The sequence below is a fragment of the Sorangium sp. So ce381 genome, assembly GCF_051473845.1.
Classification (GTDB): domain Bacteria; phylum Myxococcota_A; class Polyangia; order Polyangiales; family Polyangiaceae; genus Sorangium; species Sorangium atrum.
The window spans coordinates 6,150,956-6,173,620 of sequence record NZ_CP150336.1 but is presented as its reverse complement, the minus strand read 5'-3'; the positions used below and the strand labels follow the sequence as shown (position 1 = coordinate 6,173,620).

14 protein-coding genes are annotated in these 22,665 nt (G+C 71.7%); 1 reads left to right on the top strand and 13 read right to left on the bottom strand.

Annotated features, from left to right (window positions below; all coding sequences use genetic code 11):
* Positions 1 to 94 precede the first annotated feature (94 nt).
* From WMF29_RS22880 to WMF29_RS22860, 5 genes are all read right to left on the bottom strand, one after another.
* On the bottom strand, positions 95 to 1,015 hold the full coding sequence (locus WMF29_RS22880; protein ID WP_437331155.1) for a hypothetical protein: 921 nt from the start codon (positions 1,013 to 1,015) through the stop codon (positions 95 to 97).
* Between the two features lie 497 nt (positions 1,016 to 1,512).
* Positions 1,513 to 2,514: a hypothetical protein gene (locus WMF29_RS22875; RefSeq protein WP_437330871.1), complete on the bottom strand. Its 1,002-nt coding sequence runs from the start codon at positions 2,512 to 2,514 to the stop codon at positions 1,513 to 1,515.
* Positions 2,511 to 3,518, bottom strand: coding sequence for a diphosphomevalonate decarboxylase (mvaD, locus tag WMF29_RS22870; RefSeq protein WP_437330870.1), 1,008 nt, complete (start codon positions 3,516 to 3,518; stop codon positions 2,511 to 2,513). The genes WMF29_RS22875 and mvaD overlap by 4 nt, the downstream gene beginning before the upstream one ends.
* Entirely contained in the window at positions 3,515 to 4,483 is a 969-nt protein-coding gene (mvk, locus tag WMF29_RS22865) for a mevalonate kinase (protein ID WP_437330869.1), read from the bottom strand. Before mvk ends, mvaD begins: the two co-directional genes overlap by 4 nt.
* A complete protein-coding gene (locus WMF29_RS22860; RefSeq protein ID WP_437330868.1) occupies positions 4,480 to 5,592 on the bottom strand; it encodes a polyprenyl synthetase family protein in 1,113 nt (370 codons plus the stop codon). Before WMF29_RS22860 ends, mvk begins: the two co-directional genes overlap by 4 nt.
* 229 nt (positions 5,593 to 5,821) lie before the next feature.
* On the opposite strand from WMF29_RS22860, the gene WMF29_RS22855 reads away from it, so the two are divergent.
* Positions 5,822 to 7,783 (top strand): DUF6345 domain-containing protein, encoded by a 1,962-nt coding sequence (locus WMF29_RS22855; protein WP_437330867.1) that lies wholly within the window; start codon positions 5,822 to 5,824, stop codon positions 7,781 to 7,783.
* A gap of 156 nt (positions 7,784 to 7,939) precedes the next feature.
* Here WMF29_RS22855 and WMF29_RS22850 read toward each other — a convergent pair whose 3' ends face one another.
* The 8 genes from WMF29_RS22850 to WMF29_RS22815 form a co-directional block, all read right to left on the bottom strand.
* A complete protein-coding gene (locus WMF29_RS22850; RefSeq protein WP_437330866.1) occupies positions 7,940 to 10,666 on the bottom strand; it encodes a protein kinase domain-containing protein in 2,727 nt (908 codons plus the stop codon).
* A 193-nt stretch (positions 10,667 to 10,859) separates the two neighbouring features.
* Positions 10,860 to 12,839, bottom strand: a complete 1,980-nt coding sequence (locus tag WMF29_RS22845; protein WP_437330865.1) for a protein kinase domain-containing protein — start codon at positions 12,837 to 12,839, stop codon at positions 10,860 to 10,862.
* Between the two features lie 143 nt (positions 12,840 to 12,982).
* Positions 12,983 to 18,340, bottom strand: coding sequence for a trifunctional serine/threonine-protein kinase/ATP-binding protein/sensor histidine kinase (locus tag WMF29_RS22840; RefSeq protein ID WP_437330864.1), 5,358 nt, complete (start codon positions 18,338 to 18,340; stop codon positions 12,983 to 12,985).
* Positions 18,341 to 18,382: 42 nt separating this feature from the next.
* Positions 18,383 to 18,673, bottom strand: coding sequence for a hypothetical protein (locus WMF29_RS22835; protein ID WP_437330863.1), 291 nt, complete (start codon positions 18,671 to 18,673; stop codon positions 18,383 to 18,385).
* 17 nt (positions 18,674 to 18,690) lie between these two features.
* Positions 18,691 to 19,791 (bottom strand): tetratricopeptide repeat protein, encoded by a 1,101-nt coding sequence (locus tag WMF29_RS22830; protein WP_437330862.1) that lies wholly within the window; start codon positions 19,789 to 19,791, stop codon positions 18,691 to 18,693.
* 172 nt (positions 19,792 to 19,963) lie between these two features.
* The gene (locus tag WMF29_RS22825) at positions 19,964 to 20,230 is read right to left on the bottom strand and encodes a hypothetical protein (protein ID WP_437330861.1); all 267 of its coding nucleotides are present in this window, start codon (positions 20,228 to 20,230) and stop codon (positions 19,964 to 19,966) included.
* A 15-nt stretch (positions 20,231 to 20,245) separates the two neighbouring features.
* Entirely contained in the window at positions 20,246 to 21,352 is a 1,107-nt protein-coding gene (locus WMF29_RS22820) for a tetratricopeptide repeat protein (RefSeq protein WP_437330860.1), read from the bottom strand.
* A gap of 12 nt (positions 21,353 to 21,364) precedes the next feature.
* A complete protein-coding gene (locus WMF29_RS22815) occupies positions 21,365 to 22,186 on the bottom strand; it encodes an SAM-dependent methyltransferase (protein WP_437330859.1) in 822 nt (273 codons plus the stop codon).
* Positions 22,187 to 22,665 lie beyond the last annotated feature (479 nt).

Sequence of the window (22,665 nt, the reverse complement as noted above, 5' to 3'; positions counted from 1 at the left end):
CTGCGCCGTCAACCGCAGCGGTCCGAGCGCAGCGCCGCGCGCTTCCCCGCGTCGCCGAGCGATCGCGCCCGCCTGCGCCGTCGATCCGCGCCGCTCAACGCACCACGAGGCGCATCGGGGGGCGGCTGTGCTGGATGTGCTCGGCCTCGAGCTCCTCGAGCTCGAACGCCCTGTCCATGTCCATGTCGAGCTCCGCGAGCTCGCGCTGCGTGCTCTCGCCGTTGTCGAGATCGTCGAGCTCGCGCATGAACCGGTCGATCTCCGCGCACGTCGCCGGCGAATCGACGGGCGTCATCGACTGCTCGTGCATGAGCTGGATGAGCTCCAGGATGGTGGCGAGCTTCTGCGAGACGACCTCGAGCCCGTCGCGGGTCTGGCTCCAGCACTCGGCGCGGCGGTAGGCGATCGAGAGGCGCCGCTCGGACAGCCCGCGGGTCCGCCCCGCGGACGTGCTCCGGACCGCCTCGAGCGAGCGGATCGTGTCCATGAGCTCGCCGTGGTTGGTCATCGCGAGCGACTCCTGGCCGGCCTTGTGCGCGATCGCGAGGCGGATGTAGCTCATGATGAGGCGGCTCAGGCCGAAGCCCTCGTCGAGCAGGGGCGGGATCGCGCCGCCGCGGCGCCGGATGTTCTCGCGGGTGCGATCGATCAGCCGATCGAGCCGCGCGAGCTCCTGCTGGTGCCGGATGTCCATCTGCCGGATGAGCGACTCGCGCGCCCTCGACCAGGCCGCCCGATCCACCTCGTCGAGCTGCGCGTCGATGCTGCGCCGGAAGAACCCGCGCCAGGGGACGACGCACAGGATCACGAGCTCCGCCCCGAGCCCGAGCAGCAGGAGCAGCGGGCTCCAGCCGATGAAGCTCAGGAGGAGCGCGCTCCCCACGACGAGCAGGTTGTACGGATGGACCAGCACCCGCCCCAGGTACGTGCTCGCGGTGCGCCTCCGCAGCGGTGCGACCTGGACGCCGAACGCGGCCAGCATCGCCCTCGACTCGGCCATGCTGGCGCCAAGCACATCCTCCAATCGGCAAAGCTCTCGATCGCACGTCGTCATGGAGCCCCCCTCCTCACCTGGTCCTGTGGTCCTCGTGCCACCTCACCCCGTTCACCACCCCCCGCGGCCGAACCGCGACCGACGGTCGGCGGTCCGGCGCGCCTGCGCGCGCCCCCGCGCCGATGCGTCTCAGCGCGCTGTGAACGCAGGTCACGCCCGCCGAGCCCGCGCTGGCAGCCACCTGCCCGCGGAGCCCGCCTTGGAGGACCCGGCGCTCACCGCGCTCATCGGCCGTCCAGGCGGTATCACCATGAAAACTCAAGCTTTCACGGCGGCGCTGCAGCATCGCCAGCTCCACGAAGTCCATGCTTTCCCTGCTGTTCGCGTCCCGAAGGCCTCATGGGGGACCGCGGTGCGTCGCCCGAGCGCAGCGCCGCGGTCGATCCGGGAGCGAGCAGAGCGGGCTCCGTGCCAAGCGCTCCGGCACCGCGCGGCGCACGATCGGCGAGGGGGCGCGCTCAGGCGCGGAGCGGGCGGGCTGCGTCCAGCACGTGGACGCCGGGGGCGCCGAGCGACATCGGCACACGCTCGAGGCCCGCTTCGCGCGCCGCGGCGAGCCATGCCGTCGAGGGCGGCGCGCCGCCGACGAAGAGGGAGACGTCGCCTCCGCCCGCGCCGCTCGGCGCGAGCGCTGCCCCCTCGGCGGCCGCGGCAGGGCGGAGGCGCCTGAGCGCGGGGGTGACGATCGGCGCGCCCGAGCGGTCGCCGAGCTCGCCGAGCGCGTCGACCTGGCGATCCAGCGCGGCCACGAGCGCGCGGGCGTCCGCGGCCGCGATCGCGGCGCGCGCCCCCTCGGCGGCCGCGCCGAGCAGCGCGCGGTGCGCCTCCGGCTCGCGGGCGGCGAGCGCGCGCACGCGCTCGAGCATGGCGCTCGTGCGCGCCGACGCGTCGCTGGCGAAGACCTCGATCACGAGCCCGCCCGGCAGGGCGTGCGGCGCCACGTCGAGCTCGCCGCCCGGCCCGAGCCGGCAGCAGAGCACGCCGCCGTAGACGCTCGCCGCGACGTCGACGCCGCTGCCTCCGCCCTGCGCGCGCCGGTGCGCGGCGAGCGCGTCCAGGAAGAGCGCGCGGGGGTCCCACGCGGGCGCGCGCTGGTCCTCGCTGAACGCGCGCGCCGCCCGCGCTTCCGAGGCCGCCGCGGCGCGCGCGGCGAGCGTCGCGACGAGGATGGCGGCGCTCGAGCCGAGGCCCAGCTTGCGGCTCGCCTCGCGGGGCGGCGCGCCCGCGGAGGCCGGAGGCGGCTCAGGCGCCGCCGAGCGGAGCGCGGACGCATCGAACCACGCCGCCGCGTCGAGCGCGCCGGCGTCGATCGCTGCCTGGACCTCCTCGGTGACGAGCGCGGCGGGCCGCGCCGGGTCGGCGAGGACGTACCGATCGACGGCGGCCACCAGCGCGGGCGCGCCCTCGAGCACGGCGTACGCGCCCGAGAGGACCAGCTTGCCAGGCGCGCGGACGATCACGCGCCCCCGGACGAGGGCGCGAGGCGGGCTCCGCCGCCGGGGACGGCCGTGATGGTGCGGAGGACGCCGGGGACGGCGAGCAGCGCCGCGCCCACGGCGGCCTGCGCCTCGGGCGTCGTGAAGACCTTCACGTGCGGGCCGGCGTCGATGGTGAAGAACGCCGGCGTTCCCTGGGCGCGGAGCCTCCGCACCGCCGCGATCACCTCGACGGTGGCGCCGGTCCAGTAGAGCAGGCCCGGCGAGGCGGCGATGCTCGAGGCGTGCATGCACAGGGCGCTCGCCTCGGCCGCGGCGCCGAGCGCGGCGAGGTCGCGGGCGAGGACCGCGGCGCGGACCGCGTCGAAGAGCGACGGCGCGGCGTCCACCCACGCGGGGAAGTACGGGCTCGTCATCGCGGTGTGCCGCATGCCGTCGCTGGAGCCCACGTCCTTCGGGCCCTCGCGCGTCACCGCGATCACGACCGCGAGCGGCCAGTGGTCCTCGGGCGCGAGCGGCGTCGCGGCGAGCGCCTCGTCCCCGGGGCGGCCGGCGCGGAGCTCGACGAAGCCGCCGAACGCGGAGCGCGCGGCCGATACCGAGGTCTTCCTCGCGAGATCGCTCACCAGCGCAGGCGCCGTGGGCAGGCCTGCGGCGGCGCTCGCGGCGAGCGCGAGCGCGGCGAACGCCGACGCGCTCGAGGCGAGGCCCGCCGCGGTGGGGAAGTCGTTCCGGCTGACGACGCGGGCGCGCTCGCGCCGCCCCGAGGCCGCGCGGACCCGGTCGAGCAGCCCTGCGACCCGGCGCGTCGCCTCCGCGTCCGCCGGCAAGGCCGCGCCGCCGAGGTGGAGCTCGTCGCGATCGAGCGCCGCGTCGAAGGCGACCTCGGTCGTCGTCGCCATCCCGGCGAGCGTCACCGAGAGGCTCGGCACGGCGGGCAGGTTGTGGCCATCGGCCCGCTTGCCCCAGTACTTCGCGAGGGCGATGTTCGGATGGGCGATCGCGGTCGCCCGGCTCACGACGGTCATGCTTGCTCCTGTGGCTCCGTCCTCGTCACGCCCGCCTTCACGCGGGTGACGAAGCCGCTGTACCCCGCGTCGCGCCAGGCGGCGAGCACGCGGTCCGCGGCGACGTTCGACGTCGCGCCTTCGCCTGGCGGCGGGAGCAGCGCGATGACCGAGCCGCCGCCGCCGGCGCCGGTGATCTTGGCGCCGAGCGCGCCGGCCTCGCGCGCGAGCTTGCACAGGGCCTCGATCGCCTCGGTCGAGACGAACATGCCGGCGAGGAGCATCTGGTTCAGATCCATGAGGCGGCCGAGGCCGACCGCGTCGCCCGCCTCGATCGCGAGGGCCGCGTTCTCGACGAGCGCGGTGATGCCGGCGATGGACGTCGTGGCCAGCGTGGGCTTGCGCTCGAAGAGCCTCGCCACGAGCTCGACCATGCTGCGCGTGGACGACGACACGCCGGTCGAGCCCACGCAGAGCCACAGGTCGTCGCGCGGGACGATGGAGGTCGCTCCGTGCGCCCGGGTGAAGCGGAAGCAGCCGCCGCGGGCCGCGGCCGTCGTGTCGATGCCCGACGGGTTGCCGTGGAACACGCGCTCCCAGGCGGCCGCGGCGTCGGTGACGGCGGCGGCCGCGGCCACGGGCGCGCGCGCTAGCCCGGCAACCGACCGGGCGATCGCGACCCCGAGCGCCGCCGAGCTGCCCAGGCCGCCGCCGGGCGGCAGATCGCTCTCCGCCTCGACGCGCACCGGGCCGACGTCGGGCAGCGCCCCGAGGAGCGCCGCGAACGCCCGCGCCACGTCCTCCTCGGCCGGCGCCGCGCGGAGCTCGCGCCCGCCCAGCCGGAGCGCGCTCGCGCCGGAGCAGCGGGTCGCCCGCGCGCGGGCGCCGCGCTCGATGCCGGCGGCGAGCGCGGGCGCCCCGTACACGACGGCGTGCTCGCCGAGCAGGATGACCTTGCCGGACGCCTCGCCGAGCGCCTCGGTCATGCGCCGGTCCACCGGAGCGCGCTCGCGGCTCCGCACAGGATCTGCCGGGCCGACGCGCTCACCGGCAGCGAGCGCGCGAGGACCTCGGCCTCGCCGCACAGGGCGGAGAGCCGCTCCTCGACGGCGCGCCGCGCGCCGCACGCCTCGAGCGCGAGCGTCGCGGCCGCCACGGCGTCGTCGCTCGCGTCCTTGCGGCCGAGCGCGCGCTCGACGGCGCTCCGGCCCGCGGCGTCGAGGCGCCCCTCGGCCGAGGCGAGCACGGCGGTGCGCTTGCCGGCGCGCAGGTCGTTGCCGACCGGCTTGCCGGTCGCGGCGGCGCTCCCGAAGGTGCCGAGGAGGTCGTCGCGCAGCTGGAAGGCGATGCCCACGGGCGCCGCGAACCGCTCGAGCGCCGCCACGGTCTCGGCCGGCGCGCCGGCCAGCGTGGCGCCGAGCGCGAGCGGGCCCCGCACCGTGTAGCTGCCGGTCTTGAGCGCGTGCATCTGCTCGACGTCCTCGGCCCGGCCGACCACGTCGAGGTGCTGCCCGATCACGACGTCCTCGTGCATCTTGCAGAAGAGCCGGACGGCCGCGAGCGTCGTCTCCGGCGGCGCGTCCGCGCCCGCGAGCGTGCTCAGCGCGAAGCTCCAGGTGAGGTCGCCCGCGAGGATCGCGGACGAGGCCCCGAGGTGCGGATCGCCGAGCGTCTCGGTCAGCGCGACGTGGACGGTGCGATCTCCGCGCCGGACGGTGTCGCAGTCGATCCAGTCGTCCTGGATGAGCAGGTACGTCTGGAGCAGCTCGAGCGCGACGCCGGCGTCGATCGCGGGGCCGAGCGGCGCGTCCGGCGCGACGCCCTGGTACGCGGCGATGAGCAGCCCCGCGCGGAACCGCTTGCCGCCGCGCAGCGTGAGGCTCCGCGCCTCGGAGACCATGGCCGCGACCTCGCGGCCGTAGCGCTGCACGGAGGCCGCCTTGTCGCGCCAGCGCTGATCGAGCGCGGCCTCGACGCGGGGGCGGATGGAGGAGAGGAAGTCGAGGAACAGGCGCGCGCCGGGATCCGCCGTCCCTTCGAGCGTCCGATCGCCGGCGCCGGGCGCGCTCTCTCCGTCCTTCGTGTGCGCTGTCATGGAATGCGCGGCAGCCTAGGAGGCGGACGCGAGGCGGTCAATCTCGGCCGAGAGCGCGCGGAGCGCGGAGAGTCGCGCCGCGGAGCGGCGCGGCCGAGGTGGCTTGGGTCGTGCAATGCGTGGTGCTCGCGTCGCGGGCCGCGAGCGCCGCGCGGAGGCTCCCTGCGAGATCGCTCGTGCGGAGTTGCGCGCCGAGCCTCGCCGTCGCCGCAGGGAAAGGGAGACTTTGATGAAGAGATCACCGGATGGGGTGTTGGGCGTCTTTCTCCTCGTGACCCTCGGCGTCGCCGGGTGCAGCGGCCGCGACGCCCGCGAGGATCTCCCGGAGAGCGCCGATCGCGGCGTGTTCCGCGCGGCGTCGCCCGCTGCGGGGTCGCCTGGCAGGGAGGCGCGATCCCTGCCTGCATACCGCGTGATCGGCGGCGGCGCCGACGTCGCGCGGGCGTCGGCGCTCGCCGGCGCGCTCGGGCTCGCGGAGGATCCCGCGCGGGGAGGCGCCGCCGCGCTCGTGGCCGACGGCGCGATTCGCTACCTCGACGGCGCGCGATTCCAGCGCTTGCCCACGAGGAAGGCCGACGCGCCGCCCGCGCCCGGGTTCCGCGACGAGCGCGGCTTCGCCACGTCGGCGGGCGATGACGCCCTCGATTTCGAGGCGCTCGCGGCGCTGCAGGTCCTGCCGGAGCCGGACGCGGCGGCGCGGGCGTGGGCCGCGCTGGACGCCGCGGGCCTGCCGGTCGGGAGCGATCTCGCCGTCGGCCACTCGCTGCTCGAGGCGGTCGACGCGGAGGGGCGTGATGTGGCGCGGGCCGAGCTCGACACGCAGGTGAGCTTTCGCGACGAGCTCGAGGGGATCCGGCTGATCGGCCCCGGGGCCAAGGTCCGCGTGACGTTCGACGGCGAGGGCGCCGTGACCCACCTGATCTACGCGCGGCGCGAGCTCGAGCGAGGGGAGGACGTCGCGATCGTCCCGGCCTCCGAGGCCCCCGCGCTGTGCGCCGACGCGCTGGGCAGCGGCGCGGTGATCGCGGCCGAGCCGGAGCTCGTCTATTACGCGCCGCCGCTGTCCCGCGAGGTACGGCGGATCCTGCCCCATTATGTGTGCAGCGCACGGCGGACGGTCGGCGGGGAGGTGGTGGACGTCCGCAAGCGGATCGTGCCGGCCGTCATAGACGCTCCGAGGGCCGAGATCTCGGTGCGTGTGGACGGCGCGACCGCGCTCGCGGAGGCGAGCGTCACCGGAGGTACTGCTCCGTACACGTACAGGTGGGTATCGTCGGCGCGCTCGCTCGACGGGCTCGACTCGGTCGGTGAAGGGGGAGAAGGCGTCTCGCAGGTGAAGGTGTCTGGCGTCTCTGGCCTTCGCGGGGAGACGGACACGCTCTCGCTCTATGTCACGGACGCCGACGGTCTTGTCGCGACAGCATCGCGGGGCCTCTCGTTCGGCCGCGCGGCGGCGGGGCTCGACGCGGCGCGCCCGCCGCTCCCGCCGCCAGTCGACGACGGCCGCGCGGTGGTGGGCGCCGAGTGGGTCGGGCTCTGCGGCGGCCTCGATCACTCGGCGGCGAACGTCGATGGGCTGTTGAAGGGCTTCCGGGAGGGAGGAATCGAGTCCCGCTTCAACTGGGGCGATCAGCGCGCGTGGGAGGTCGATTTCAAGGATCCGGCGCTGGGCGGCCAGGACGCGTCGTTCGCGGATTCGGTGGATCTCACGTTCTACACGGGGCACGCGAACGGCGTCGGGTTCATGTTCTGCAGCGCGATGAACGACCGGGTCCTCCATTTCAGCGACGCCCGCTGGGGCAACGCCAACCTGGAGTGGATGGTGGTGGCCGCCTGCGGCCCGCTCCAGGACGACGGCGGCGCGTGGCGCTACCGGTGGGCGGGCGCGTTCGACGGGCTGCACCTCCTGCTCGGCTATGCGACGGAGTCGTTCGACGACACGACCGAAGGATCGAAGTTCGCGCGCTACCTGCTCGACGACGAGAGCCCGGCGCCGGTGCGGCAGGCGTGGGTGACGACGGCGATCGAGGTCCAGCCGGACGACGAGGTGATCTACGCGGTGATGGGGGCGTACGGGCAGGGGTGGACGGTGCCCAACTACGATGACCATTTCTGGGGCAAGGGGCCGGTCGGGCCGGATCTGACGGGGGCAGCGAGGATCGGGTTCTGGCGGATCTCTGGGCCGACATAGCCCTGTTGCGGGAGGTTCGTCGCGGAAAGAGAGGAACCGCCAAGGACGCCACGAGACGCCAAGAAACACAGAAACATCTTGGCGTCTCGTGGCGTCATGGCGGTTCCATTCTCTCGGGCCTCTCTGCCACTCCCGGCAGCGCGGCGCGGGCTCAGCTCAGTACCCGAGCCACTTCGCGTCGAGCTCGATCGAGCAGTGATCGACGAACCGAAACCCGACTCCACCCCCGTCCGCGCCCCCGCCGATCGTGTACACCGACTCGTTTGCCTGCGGCCGATGGTCTTTCGCGCTGAACGAGATCGGCCCCGCCGTCATCCCGTCGAGCACCACGTTCCGGAAGCCCTCGAGGGCCGCCTTCAGGTCCTCTCCGGTCGGGTGCGTGCGGCCGGCGTCGATGGCCCGCTCGACGGCCTCCCGCCACATGAGCGCCGCGGCGTGGCCCTGGACGTAGGGCTGGTCCTGGTACAGCTCCAGCGGGTGGCCGTCCTTCTCCCGGTAGGCCCTGTGGATGCGCAGCATCTCCGCCATCCCGCTCGAGTGCTGGGTGTCGCCGTAGACGGGCACCGGGAACAGCCCATAAAAGATCCCCGCGCAGTCGGCCCCGCAGACCGCCAGGGTCCTCTCGCCGATACCCCAGTTGTTCGCCATCACGCGCAGCTGCCAGCGGTGCTTCTCCGGCCCCGGGAACGCCTGCTGGATGAGCTTCTGCGCCGCGGCCGCGCCCTTCCCGACGAAGGACGAGGGGAGGACGCTGTTGCCGGCCCAGAACCAGCTCGTCGGCACATACGACGGGTCCGCCCGCTTCTTCTCGATCTCGCGCTTCACGTAGCCGATCACCGCGTCGACGATTCGCCCCTCATCCTCGAGGGACGACGTCTGCGGGACGATCAGATCCTCGCCGAGCAGCATCCCGGGCAGCTCCTCGACGTAGGCTTTGCCCGCGGCGAGCGGATCGACGCAGTAAAGACACTTGTCTATCGTGTCGTGCACCATCGCGATGCGCCCGGGCGCGATCTTCCAGGCGGCCTTGATGCCGATGCGGATGGCGGTCGAGTAGTCCGTCGCCGGAAAGAAGATGTAGGGGTATCCGGGGCTCGTCTTGTGCTCTGTCGCGGCGGCGCTCTGGCCCAGGGCGTTGAACTCGGCATGCGACACGTCCGCCGAGATCGGCACCGGCGTGGCGAGCGAGCCTGCGTACGAGCCGGGAATGATGAGCTTCTTCTCCTCCGTGAGCCTCGGGGCGACACGGGTGGTCGGCCCGGTGCCGAACACGAACAGCGTGGAGACCTCGCTCCACCCGGGCTGCTGCCGCCACGCCTCGATGACCTCCTCCGTCTTGGCGGGGTCGTACTGCGCGTCCTTCATGTCGACGTCGATGGGACAGCCCCGGAGCCCTCCCTGACTGTCGTTGAGGTGACGCAGGTAGTCGTAGACCCCGTAGTTGTACGGCGGCGAGATGTCGGTGGCCGTCCCTGTGTCGCCCGTCGTGATCCGGACGCGGAGCACCCCGGTGCAGCGAGCGCCGGCGTCCGGCTCGACGAGCACGGCCGCGGCGGAGCCGGCGGATGGCGCCTGCCCACCAGGGCGGCGCGTCGAGAACGCCGCCGCCGCGACGAGCGCGGCCGCGCCGAGCGCCCCGATCCAGTAGCTGCGCTGCTGAGGCCCGGCGGCCGTGCGGGGGTTCGACCTCAGGCTCGTCGAGTCCGAGGCGGGGCGCCCGGGGCCCGGCGTCCCCGAGGTCCGCTGCCCGCGCTCCTCGTCGAGGGCGATCACGGGCTGAATGCGCCTTCCTTCTGCGCCCTCGAAGTGGCTCACGCGAGAGGGGCGGGGCTCGGCGGGCACGCTCGGGCGGTCCACGCCCTGCGCGCTCTGCTCGAGGTACGCCTTGACCTGCCGCTGCATGCTCGCCCGGCGCTCCGCGAACACCGCCAGCATGCTCGCGCCGATCTCGTCGGACCCGACGTCCTCGCCCGCCGCGCGCAGGTAGTCCTCGAGCGCCGCGCGCATCTCCTGCGCGGTCGCGAACCGCTTCGCCGGATCGCGGTCGAGCGCCCGCGCCACGATGGCGTCGAGGGCCGGCGGGATGTCCGGCCGGAGGAGCGAGGGCCGCGGGATCTCGTCCACGGCCGCCAGCTTCCAGAGCGCGCTCACGGCGTCGCCCCCGAAGAGCCGCTCCCGCGTGAGGAGCTCCCAGAGCACGATCCCCGCGACGAAGATGTCGGCCCGCCGATCGGTCGACCCGCTGCCGACGGCCTGCTCCGGCGCCATGTACGAGGCCTTGCCCTTCAGCTTCCCGGTCTCGGTGAGGTCGGTGTTGATCGACGCCTTGGCGATGCCGAAATCGAGCAGCTTCACCGCGCCGTCGTACGTGACGAAGATGTTGTGCGGGGAGACGTCGCGGTGGACGATGCCGAGCGGCGCACCGTCGTAATCGCGGAGCTCGTGTGCGTAGTGGAGGCCGCTCAAGAGGTCGGCCACGATCCTGACCCAGACGCCGCGCGTGAAGCCCGCGGCGCCCGGCTCCCCCTCGGCCACCGCCCTCATGAGCGCGCTGAGCGGCTGGCCCTCCAGGTACTCCATCACGGTGAAGTAGCCGTCGTCGTCGTGATCGACCTCGTAGGTCTGGACGATGTTGGGATGGTTGAGGCGGGCGGACAGCTTCGCCTCGTCCAGGAACATGGCGACGACCTTCTCGCCGTCCCCGCTCACGCCGCGATGGCGCTTGACAACGACGAGCTTGTTGAAGGACCCCGGCCCCCGCGCGATCGCCAGGAACACGTCCCCCATCCCGCCCCGGCCGAGCTTCGCGATCAGCCGGTACTTGCCCAGGATCGCCGCCTGGGTCGGCTCCGCGTCCGAGGTGTCTTGACCCGTGCCCACCATGTTACCGGCCGTCCCCAGGGACGCGCGATGCGCCGAGCGGACTGGGTATGTGAGCAAAGCCGGTTATCCTTGTCAACGCCTCCGTGGGCTGGATCACGGCAGGGCGTCGACGTCGGCGTCGTCCTCGTCTCCACCTCCATTTCCTCGTCGCGCTGCACGAGCCGGTCGTGCAGCGGGTCCTTGGACCCAGCGCTCAGGAGGGCGACGTCGCTCGGCTGGAGCGAATCTCGAGCGTGGGGACGTCGCTCTGAGCTCCCGCGACGGTCCCCTGCGCGGCGGTCGCGCGGCCGACGATCTCGAAGACCTGCACGGGCCCCTTGGCGCCCACGAAGGCGCGCTGCCCGCGCGGCGCGCACTGAAAGCCGGCGGCCTTCGCGTGGACCTCTCCGCTCACGAGGATCTGATTCCGCTCGGCCGCGGTCTCCAGCTGGGCGGCGACGCTCACGACCTCGCCGAGCGCCGTGCAGTCGAGCCGCCGGCAGGCCCGCGAGCCGACCTCGGCGATGATGAGCTCGCCTGTCGCCACACCGATGGAGATGCCGGGGACGAAGGCCGATGCCTCCCCGGCGCGGCGCGCGAGCGTCTCGAGCTGCGCGCGCACGACCAAGCACGCATCGAGCGCGCGCGCGACGTGATTGGGGCCGCGGAAGAGGGCCATGACGCAGTCGCCCAGGAACCTGTCGATCGTCCCACCCCGCATCGAGAGCTCGAGCGCGATGACGTCGAGGTTCGCGTTCAGCATTCGCACCGTCTCCTCCGCGCGCTTGCCCCGGGCCGCGTCGTGGAAGCCGGCCAGATCGAGGAAGGCGACGGTGCCCTCCGCGACTTCGCACGCCCCGAATCCGTCGGGGCAGCGGAGCCGCTCGACGGCGAGCGGGCTCGCGAACGTGCGCAGGAGGTCGTTCTCCCGGCTCGATCGGCTGTTGTCGCGCAGCTCGCACACCTGCTTCAGCGTCTTCTCTATCGTGAGCTCGAGGTCCTTGAAATCGATCGGCTTCACCAGGAAATCGAACGCGCCCCGGTTCATCGCGGCGCGGATGTTCTGCATGTCGCCATAGGCGGACATGACCACCGCTCGCGCGTGCGGGGTCACATCGCCGATGTGGGGGAGCAGCGTGAGGCCATCCATGCGGGGCATGTTGATGTCGGTGAGGACGACATCCGTGTCGGGGTGGTTGCGGAGCTCGGCGAGCGCGCTCTCGCCGTCCTCGGCGAAGACGAAGTTGTAGATGCCCTCGCGGATCTGGCGACGAAAGCACTGCTTGATGAGGGCGGAGACGTCAGGCTCGTCGTCGGCGATCAGGATCTTGGCCGGGCGCCGCTCGTTGCCGGCGGCCAGCGCGGCGAACGCAGCGGCCATCTCGCGCGCCGACCGGAAGCGCTGGGTCGGATCCTTGGCCAGCGCGCGCTCGAAGAACCGATCCAGCTCGGCCGACAGCCCCGGGACGAGGCTCGACGCCGGACGGAAGGGCTCCGTGCAGATGCCCACGACCAGCCCGCCGAGCGTCTGCGCGGTGAACGGCAGCTCGCCGGTGAGCGCGCAGTAGGCGAGGACGCCCAGCGACCAGAGGTCGCTCCGGTGGTCCACGACGGCGCCGCGCATCTGCTCCGGGCTCATGTACGTCGGCGTGCCGATGAGGCCGCCGCCGCCGGTGAGGCGCAGATCGTCGCTCTTCGACCGCATGGTGACCACGCCGAAGTCGAGGAGCTTCACGACCTCGGCGGCCTCGGTCCGGGCGAGGAAGACGTTCCCGGGCTTCAGATCGCGGTGCACGATGCCCGCGGCGTGCGCGGCCGCGAGGCCCCGCGCCGCCTGCGTCACGATCGACGCGACCGCCGGGAGCGGGAGCCGCCTCACGCGATCGAGGTGGCGCTGGAGATCCTCGCCCTCGAGCAGCTCCATCGCGATGTAGGGCCGCTCCTCGTCGACCCCGCGGTCGACCCCGTAATCGTAGATGTGCACGACGTGCGGATTGCGGAGCTGCGCTATCGACTTGGCCTCGCGATCGAAACGGGCGCACGACTCCGGTGACTCCACGTGTTCGGCGCTCATCAGCTTGAGCGCGACACGGCGTTGAAGGCGCAAATCCTCCGACTCCCAGATCTGCCCCATGCCGCCACCGCCGATATGCCGTATCAGCATGTACTTCTCGGCGATGATGGGTTCTGCCATGGCGAGCCGCATGTTACAGCGGTGGAGTAGGGGAGTCAATGACAGCGTGCGCTGCTCCGCGCGCTCCGTCTACATCCGTTACATCTGTCGTCCGCGCGCTGCAGGATGGATGTAGGGGCCTCGCGGCGGCCTGACCAGGGCGCCTATGCGGCGCCGAGCTCCGGGCCGGGCACGTGCTTCGGGAGCGTCACGATGAACTCGGTAAACTCCCCTTCTTCCGTCTCGAAGGTCAGGGAGCCCCCGTTGCCCTCGACGACGATGTTATGACAGATCGAGAGCCCGAGCCCCGTGCCCTCGCCAGGCGGCTTGGTCGTGAAGAAGGGGTTCATGATCTTGTCCCGGATCCCCGCCGGGATGCCAGGGCCGTTGTCATGGACACGGAGCTCGACACGATCGCCGAGATCGCGTGTCGTGACCCGGAGTCGAGGGGAGGGCCCCTGTCCGCGCGCCGGGTCTCTCCGCCGCACGGCGTAGCAGGCGTTGTCGACGAGGTTGATGACGACGCGGCTGATCTCCTGCGGGACGAGGCTCATCTGGCCGATGGAAGGGGAGAGGTCGAGCTCGATCGCGATCTCGGCCGATGAGGCGCGCGCGCGGGCGCCGTGATAACCGATGTTGACGTAGGTCGTCACGAGCGTGTTGAAGTCGACCGCCTGGCGCTCTCCGCGCTCGCCCCGAGAGTGGTCGAGCATCGAGCGGATGATGCCTTCCATGCGCCGGCCGTGCTCGCCGATCTTTTTGACGTTGGTCGTCAGGTCGCCGAGCGCCTCGATGAGGTACTCTTCGCGGCCGTCGTCGAGCCCCCGGGCGAGGGTCGAGATGTCACCGCCGATGTCGTCGATGAGGCGGACCGAGAGCTCGGCGAAGTTGTTGACGAAGTTGAGCGGATTCCGGAGCTCGTGGGCGATGCCGGCCGTGAGCGAGCCGAGCGAGGCGAGCCGGTCTTGCACGATCATGCGGTCCTGGGCCTCGCGCAGGCGCTTCAAGGTGGCCGCGAGCTCCTCGTTCTTTGCCTGCAGTTCCCGGGTGCGCGCCTGGACCCGCTGCTCCAGGGTGTTGTAGAGCGCGGCGTTCTCGAGCGAGATGACCGCCTGGGTCGAGAGCATCTGCAGGATGCGCATGCGAGCCGGCGTGAAGGCGCCTTTGACCAGGCTGTTCTCGAGGTAGACGATGCCGCGCCGGCCTCCCGGGCGGCCGAGCGGGAAGCAGAGCACCGAGCCGACCGCGTTCCCGGTGATGTGGGGGTCGCGCCCGAAGCGAGGGTTCGCGGCGGCGTCGTCGAGCACGACGCTCTCCTGCGTGCGCGCGACGTAATAGACGATCGAGGTGGGCAGCCCCCGGCGCCCCCGGGGCGCGAGATCGGCTATCGGGATCGACTGGAGGACCTTGGCGTCCTCATCGACGGACTTCTCGCCCTCGATCTCCCACTGGCCGCCTTGCTCGAGGAGGAGGTACCCGACCTCGGCGCCGCTCGTCTCCAGCAGGATCTGCATCAGCCGGGAGAGGAGGCGGTCGAGCTCGATCTCGCGCGAGAGGTCCTGCGAGGCGTTGAGGACGCTGATCAGGTCGAGGATGCTGAAGTCGAGCTCGCGGCCGGCCGTCTCCGAGAACTTCGACGTCGCGAGGATGCCGGAGGCGACGTGCGGCACGAGCCCCGGGTGCTGCTTCTCCAGCGCCTTGGCCTTGGCGACCGCGCCCCAGCGCAGGTAGCCCTCGTGCGCGTCGCGCAGGTGCTGCCGCGCGAGCTTCTGGTCGCCCCGCGCGAGGTAGAAGCGCCCGGCGAGCTCGTGGGCGATGGCGGCCTCGTGCTGGTAGCCGCTCTTCCCCGCGAGCTCCACGCCGCGCTCGAAGGCGTCGCGGGCCACGTCGTCCTGGTCGAGCACGCGCGCGCGCTCGGCGCGGATGAGGAGCAGCTTGTGCTCGTAGGTGGCCGGGCAGTGCTCGCGCCACTTCTCGAGCTTGGCGAGGTTGCGCTCCACGAGCGCGCCGATCCGCTCGCGCGCGGCCGCGTCGGCGTGGTCGTACACCGCGAGGTGCGCGAGCGACTCGACCAGCATCCACGGCGCGGCCGACGTCGACCGCTCGACGATGGCGGCGTAGGGCGCGGCGGCCTCCGCGATCGCCGCAGCCTGCTCGTGCTCGCCGAACACGTAGCAGAGGAGCGTCTTGCAGAAATGGTAGTTGAACATCGCCCCCATGTCGCCGGCCGCGCGCTGCTGCGGGACCCGCTCGGCCTCGACGTACGCGGGGCCGGCGAGCACGACCTGATCGGAGGTCTTGCCGCGCAGGTTGTGCACGGTCTGCTGGTAGATCTGCATCCAGCCGAGGACCATGGTTTGGTGGAGCTTCGCGATCCCGTGCGCGTACTGCTCCATGTCGGCGGCGAGCGTCCCGAGGTCGACGCCGGCGAGCAGCCGGGTCATGCAGACCGTCACCCCCGCGTTGGCGGCCTGGAACGGCGTGCCGGCCTCCAGCGCGAAGCGATAGGCGTCCGAGAACAGCGGCGAGAGCTCGTGGAGCGGCGTCTTCACGTGAATGACCATGAAGCCGCTGTAGAGATAGGTGTGCGCGCGCGACCCCTTGTCGCTCAACCGATCTGCGAGCCGCAGCGCCAGCCGGCCGAAGCGGTAGGCCCGATCGAGCTCGTCCCGGGAGAGGAGGAGGAAGCCATAGTAGGCATACCCGAAGGGGGATTGCGGCGCGCCCCCGCAGCGCAGCGACATCTGGACGAGCCGGCAGACCGCGATCGAGAACAGCCTCGCCCCTGTGATCACGGCGATGTTGATCACGTGGCTCAGGAGGGCCATCCTCGCCCGGTCCGCCGGATCGCCGCACTCCGGCAGGTCGGCGAGCTCCTCGACCGGCCGGTCGCCGAGCGCCTCCGCCGTGAGCGCGATCTCCCGCTCGACGTCCTCGGCAGCCGCGCTCTCCGGCATCTCGACGCCGAGCCGCCGGAGCGCCTCAAGGTATACCCGCATCGCATCGGCGAGCCGCTGCTGCGAATAGAGGGCGTGCCCCTCCAAGTCGAGGAGCTTCACCTCATCGAGCGCGCTGGTGGCCCTCGGCCGGACGACCTCGCACAGGGTCTGCGTCGCCTCGAAGTCGCCCTGGGAGAACGCGGCCTCGGCCGCGGCGAGGTGGATGTCGCGGGCGAGCTCGTAGTGCGCGCTCCAGTCCTCGGCGCCGAGGAGCGCGATGCCCGCCTGACCGTAGACCTGCGCCTGCTGCCCCGCGCCGGCTTGGAGCGCCCTCCGCGCCGCCTGTAGATTGAGACGGGCGAGATCGATGATCTCCTCGCGCTGCTCGATCGCCGCCCGCCCCTGGTTGAGCAGCCCCACGATGTCGAACAGCCGGCCGGCCGACTCCTCCGCGCTCGAGCGCCCGAGGAGCCTCCTGCCGACATCCCGGCGAAGGCGCGGCTCCTCCTTCTCGTCCAGCATCGAGACGACGGCCTGCTGGATGCGATCGTGCGCGAATCTACAGCGGAGGCCGGGCCCCGCCGCCGCCATCTGCACGGCGGAGCTGACCCGATCCATCGGGATCAAGAGCCCCTCTGTGGCCGCGCTCCACAGGTCGCCTCCGACCTCCTCCACCGGCCGATCCGCCGCGATCGCGAGCGTGCCGAGGTCGAACATGCCGCCGAGGCAGCCCGCCACCTTGAGCAGGTCCTGCGCAGCCGGCGAGAGCTTCCGCACCCGGGCCACCATCAGCTCGACGACGTTGTCGGTGATCCCGCGCTGCCGGATGCGGTCCAGGTCCCACCGGAAGCCGTCGGCGCTGCGCTCGATCAGCCCATCGGCATACAGCGAGGTCAGGAATGCGCACACGAAGAACGGATTGCCCGCGGTGCGCGAGAGCAGGAGATCGGCGAGCGGAGCGGCTTCCTCGGGCGAGGTGCCGAGCGCGTCGCCGGCCATTTCTTTCATGTGCTCGAGCCCGAGCGGTGCGAGCGAGAGCCGCTCGACGCGCGCGCCGCGCGCCGCGATCTCCCGGACCGTCAGCGACAGGGGATGGACGTCGGTGACCTCGTTGTCCCTGTAGGAGCCGATCAAAAAGAGCGGCACATCCTGCGCGGCGTTGAACAGCTCCCCCAGCAGCTTCAAGGCATCGAGGTTGGCCCACTGGAGGTCGTCGAAGAAGATGCAGAGCGGGTGCTCCGGCGTGGCGATGGCCGCGACCAGGTCGCGCACGGTCTGGTTGAAGCGCTGGCGCGCCTCGGTGGGCGGCAGCACCGGCACGTCGGGCTGCGGCCCGAGCACGAGCTCGAGGCTCGGGCACGCGTCGAGGAGGACACGCGCTCTTGCTCCCAGCGCCTCGCGCACCCGCGCGCGGAACGCCGCGAGGCGCTCCTCGCTCTCGGTGAGGAGCTGCTCGACCAGCGCGTGGAGGGCCTGCGCCAGCGCGGCGTGCGGGGCGTCGTCGCGGTACTGGTCGAACTTGCCCGCGATGAAGATGCCGCGCCGCGCGGTGAGCGGGCGATACACCTCGTGGATGAGCGCTGATTTTCCGACGCCGGAGTACCCGGACACGAGCATGAGCACCGCGCCCTGATCGACCCGCTCGAACGCCGCCATGAGAGCCTGGACCTCGGCGTCACGGCCGTACAGCTTCCGCGGCAGGTGGAACCGCTCGGAGCGGTCGTGTCGCCCCAGCGGGAACGGATCGACGGCGCCGTGCTGGCGGAGCTTCTCGAGGCAGCCCGCGAGGTCGGCGCGGATGCCGCGCGCGGACTGGTAGCGATCGTCGGCGCTCTTCGCCATCAGCTTGAGCACGATCTGCGCGAGGACCTCGGGGATCGCCGGGTTCGACGCCCGCGGCGAGGGAGGCTGCCGCGCGATGTGCGCGTGCACCAGCTCGAGCACGTCGTCCGCCGTGAAGGGGAGACGCCCGGTGAGCAGCTCGTAAAGGCTCACCCCGAGCGAGTAGTAGTCTGTCCGGTAGTCGACCGACCGGTTCATCCGGCCGGTCTGCTCCGGGGACATGTACGCCAGCGTGCCTTTGAGGCCGCCGGGGCTCGTGAACGAGGTCGACTCCTGCGGGAGCACCGAGGCGAGGCCGAAATCGATCACCTTCACCCGCCCGTCGGCCGGGTTCATCACGATGTTGGAGAGGTTGAGATCGCGGTGGACGACGCGGCGCTGGTGGATCGCCTCGAGGACACTCACCACGTCGATGGCCAGCGCGAGGGTCCGCTCGAGCGAGAGCGCCCCGGCGGCGTTCATGGCCTTGAGCGAGGTGCCGCCGAAGTCCTCGATCAAGAGAGCATATCGCCCGCCGTCCTCCTCGACGCCGTGGCTGCGCACGACGCCGTCCACGTCCTTGAGCTCGCTCAGGATCGCGTGCTCGTGGCGGAGCGACGCGATCTGCGCCTGCGACGGATGCTGCTCCTTCAGGGCCTTGAGCACCAGAGGGAGACCGTCCGAACGCCGCCTCGCACGGTAGGCGGTGGAGCGGGCACCCTCCCGGAGCCGCTCGATGATCTCACAGCCGCAGATGTCCATCGTCCTTCTCCACCACGACGGGTTAGGTGACCCTCGTCCTGCTCAGATCCACGCGCGACCGCCGCCGGGGAGGCGAGATCCGGCCCGCGGCTCCTGCGCCTCTCGGCCCGGCGGGTCGGGATCCTCGTCGGGGTCGGGGCCCGGGTCGGCGATCCAGGCGCATCGGCTCCACGCACCGCCCGCGATCTCGGCCTGCGCTTCGGGCGAGCGCGATCGCACGAGCGCGGTGCGCTCCTCGTCCGTGAGCCCAGCGTCCTGCCCGCCGGTCGTGAACGCGGCGTGCTCGAAGGGGTCGACGCTCAGCTCGGTGAGCAGCTTGAAAAGACGATCCATGAGTCTTCCTCTCTCTCTCACTCTTTGGTGGGCTTGACGGGGTCTGTCGTGCTGCCGCTGGCCTGCGCGGACAGCGCGCGGACAGCGCTCCACGTGGGGTCGAAGGCGACGAGCCCGATGGCCTCGACGGACAGGCGCTCGTGCGATAGCGTCTCGACCGCCCTGACTTCGCTGCCGGGCTGGTCGAGCAGATCCAGCCCGAGGAGCATCACCTGGATCTCGGACCTGGCAAACTCGAGCAGCCTTCGAGTCTGCTGGATGACCGCCGGCGCGAGCGGGTCGCCCAGCCGCTTGAGTCCGACGGTGACGAGGTAGCGCGAGACGATATCCTCCGGATCCTTCTGAAGACCGGACGTCCCGACAGCGACCGAGCCCGCGAAATCTCCTGCGCGATGCAGGAGCGTCGCGAGCGGGCGATCGAGCACGAGCCGCTGGTTGACGTCGAACAGGAGCGCCTCGAGCAAGGTTTGGCGCGCCTCGTCGAGATCCTCCGCCGTCCCCTGCTTCTCGCCGGCGACGAGGCCGAGGAGGATCGCCTTGAAGGCGTGCGCCCAGGCGTAACGCCGGTTGAGCTGGCACGCCTTATCAAAGCTCTCCCTCGCCCGCTCCGCGGCGCTCTCGCCGGGGCTCGCCGTGCGCCGCGCCGCGTGCGTGGCGTCCAGGCCGAGCTTCGGCGCGAGCTTCGGCATCATGTCGAGCCAGTACTTGAATGTGTACGCTGCGCCGCGGTGGGCGAAGGTCCAGGCGCTCCCCGGCGAGAGCGTGATCGCCGTATCGAAGAGCTCGATCGACCTGTCCACGAGGCTGTGCAGCTCTTCCCAGCTCTGCCCGGACATGTTGTAGATCGCGTGGGTCCTGAAGGCCTCCGCCCAGTGTCCGACGGCCCAACCGTATCCTGGTTGCAAATTCAGCGCGGTCTCGAAATCCTTGCAGCAGTTCGCCCAGTCGTCGATGGCTGCGCGGGCCGCGCCCCGGTGAGCGTAGGCCCACGCGTACTTGCCGTCGATCGCGAGCGCGTCGGTGAAGCACTGGACCGCCGTGGTGTAGTTGCCGTTCGTGCGGTGAACCTCGCCTTGCTGGGCCAGGCTAATGAGCTTCGTGCGTCTCTTGTTGGTCATGAGCTCCCTCTTCATAGATCTGCCGCCGCGGCCCTGCTCCGCCCGTAAGGCAGCGACTCGGCCGCCGGGTTCAGGCTGCGCACCCAGCGCGCGGCACGGGCACGCGGAGCAGCCCATCTCGCCTGGCTCACCTCCGCGCGCGTGGGCTGAGCTCGCGCTCTTGGCGGCCGGATCACCGCGCCGCGTGGTGCCGGTCGTTCTGGAAGGCGTGGGGGCTCCGGTCCCGGAGGTCGGCGGGGTCGGGATCCTCGTCCTCGTTCGGGTCGGGGCCGGGATCGAAGAGACCGGCGCATCGGGTCCATGCGCCGTCCGCGATCGCGGCCTGCACCTCGGGCGAACCCCGCTGCTCCAGCGCGGCCCGCTCCTCGTCGGTGAGCAGCTCATTCTGCTTGAAGGGGTCGATGCTCAGCTCCGTGAGCAGGTCGAAGAGATGATCCATGAATTCTCCTATGATTCAGTCGTCCTTGGCTTGGAGCTCTCGAATTTCGAGCGGCGAGAGCGGCTTCATGTGGAGTTCGCTCCACGTGGGATCGAAGGCCACGAGCGCGATTGCCTCGACGGACAGGTTGTTTCGCTTGCTCACGATGGACCTGCCGTCCACCCGGCCTTCGAGCACGTCCAGGCCGTGAAGCATCGTGTCGATTTCGCTCTTGGTCGACTCGAGCACCTTCCGGGTGTGCTCGATGACCACCGGCGCGAGGGGGTCATTGAGGTGTTTTAGCCCGACGGCGACGAAGTAGCGCGAGAAGACATCCGACGGATCCTTCGCCACGCCGTTGAGCCCTGCGGCGACGGACTCACGGAAAGTCCCCGCGCAGCTCAGGAGCTTTGCGGCGGCGCGGTCGACTGGCAGCCGCTTGTCGACGTCGAGCGCGAGCGAGTTGAGCAGGCAGTCGCGCGCCTCGAGAAGCCCGGGCTTCATCTCGATCTGCTCGCGCGCGAGGAGGGCCAGAACGCATGCCTTGAACGCGAAGACCCACGCGTACCGCGGATCGAGCTCGCGCGCTTTGTCGAGGTCCTGCAGCGCTCGTGACGCGGCGTCGCTGCCCCTGGAGCGCTGCGCCTCCGGCGCCGGCGCGGGGCGGTTGTCCAGCTCCAGGGCCGGCACCAGCCTGGGCATCACCTCGAGCCAGTACTTGTACGTGTACGCCGCGCCCCGGTGGGCGAAGGTCCAGGCGCTCCCCGGCGACAGCTCGGCAGCTCGTTCGAGGAGCTCGATCCCGCGGTCGATGGCCGCGTGCTGCTCGCGCCAGTCCGGGGGCGTGTCGGCCCTGCCCAGCCTGTAGCTCGCATGCATCCGATGAGCTTCCCCCCAGCGCGCGTACGCCCATCCGTAATCGGGCTTCAGCTTCAACGCCGTCTCGAAATCGTCGCAGCAGGCCTTCCAGTTGTCGAGCGCCGCGTGGGCGGCGCCCCGGTGAGCGTAGGCCCACGCGTACCCGCTGTCGAGCTCGAGCGCTTCGGTGAAGAGCTGGATCGCCTCGGTGTACTGGCCCTCCTTGCGCCGCCCCTCGGCCTTCTGGGCGAGGCTCTTGATCTTCGTGCGTTCATTCGCTGTCATGAGGTCACCTCGTCAGTGCACAAGTGGTGGATCCACCCCGGCTCCGGCGTCGCCGTCCCAGCCGATGCGCTCCAGCGCCTCCGGGTCGACGGGCGCCCGCGCGATCGGCGGCACGTACAGCGTCGAGATGTCGTCCACCGGAGCCGCCGAGAGCGCCGAGAGCGCCACCCGGTCGAGGCGAGGCGAGGCCAGCGGGTGCGCGGCCGCCTCGTAGATCACCACCTCATGGGCGGCCGGATAGGTCTGGCACAGGCGCTCGCAGAGGCTCTCGAGCCCGCGGCGGATGCGCGCGGCGTCCGACGGGTCGAAGACGCCCGCGCAGCCGACCCCGCCGATCTGGCACAGCACGAGCGGCGTCCGGGCGTCGATCTCCCGCCCCCGGATGAGGAAATCGGTCGCCTCGAAGAGCTGGAGCCCGTCCCGGCCAGGATCCAGCCCGAGATCGGCGAAGAGACAGTCGATGGATGAGATGCCGGGCAGCATCCGGGCCGGGAACCCCTCGTCGCGTGCCTGCCGGACCGCCTCGTGCGCCGCGCTCGCGAGCACGCCCGGGTGCCCGTAGAACACCGCGCACACCTTGAGCCCTTGGCGCAGCTCTCCCAGGATGCGCTCGACCATCTCCGCGTAGATCGACCGCCGCGGCGTCTTGCCCTGCCCGTAGGGCAGCGACTCGGCCGCCGGATTCAGGCTGCGCACCCAGCGCGCGGCCCACGCGTCGGCCACCGCGAAGAGCACCCGATCCGCGCGCTGGATGGCGCGCTGGGCTGCGAGGGTCGTCTGGCCGCCCCACTGGATGCCGATTCCGACGACGACGAGAGATCCATTGGTTGACATGCGCTCTGCCCTGTGCCGGCGTCCACGCGTCGGCCGCAGGGGCGATCCATCGTCGTTTCCCCCGGACCCGATGGCTTGTTTCGTTCCTTAACGTGACGTCGAGCCGGGATCAATCGAACGTGCGCGGGCGCTCGCGGCCCGGCCCTGCGCGCGGCGCTGGCGCCTCGGGCGCGCTCGCGCCGAGCTTGCCCGCTCCGCGATCAGCATCGTCCATGCGGTACAGCCGCGACGGCGGTCGGCGTCACGCAGGCGCATCACCGGGGCGGCCGGCGCACCCTATGCACCGGGGCGCGCCGGCTGCGCGCGGCCGCGCTGGGGCGGCCGTGCTCAGGAAGAATCAGTGCAGCATTGCGGCCGCATTTCGGCCAGAATTGACGTCGAGGGCGGGCAGGGCCTGCGCTTTGCAGAGCGCGTTCGACCCAGAGAGCCAGGAGGGTACGCAAGTGTCCGTAGCAGCCAGCCAAAACAGCCAGAGCTCG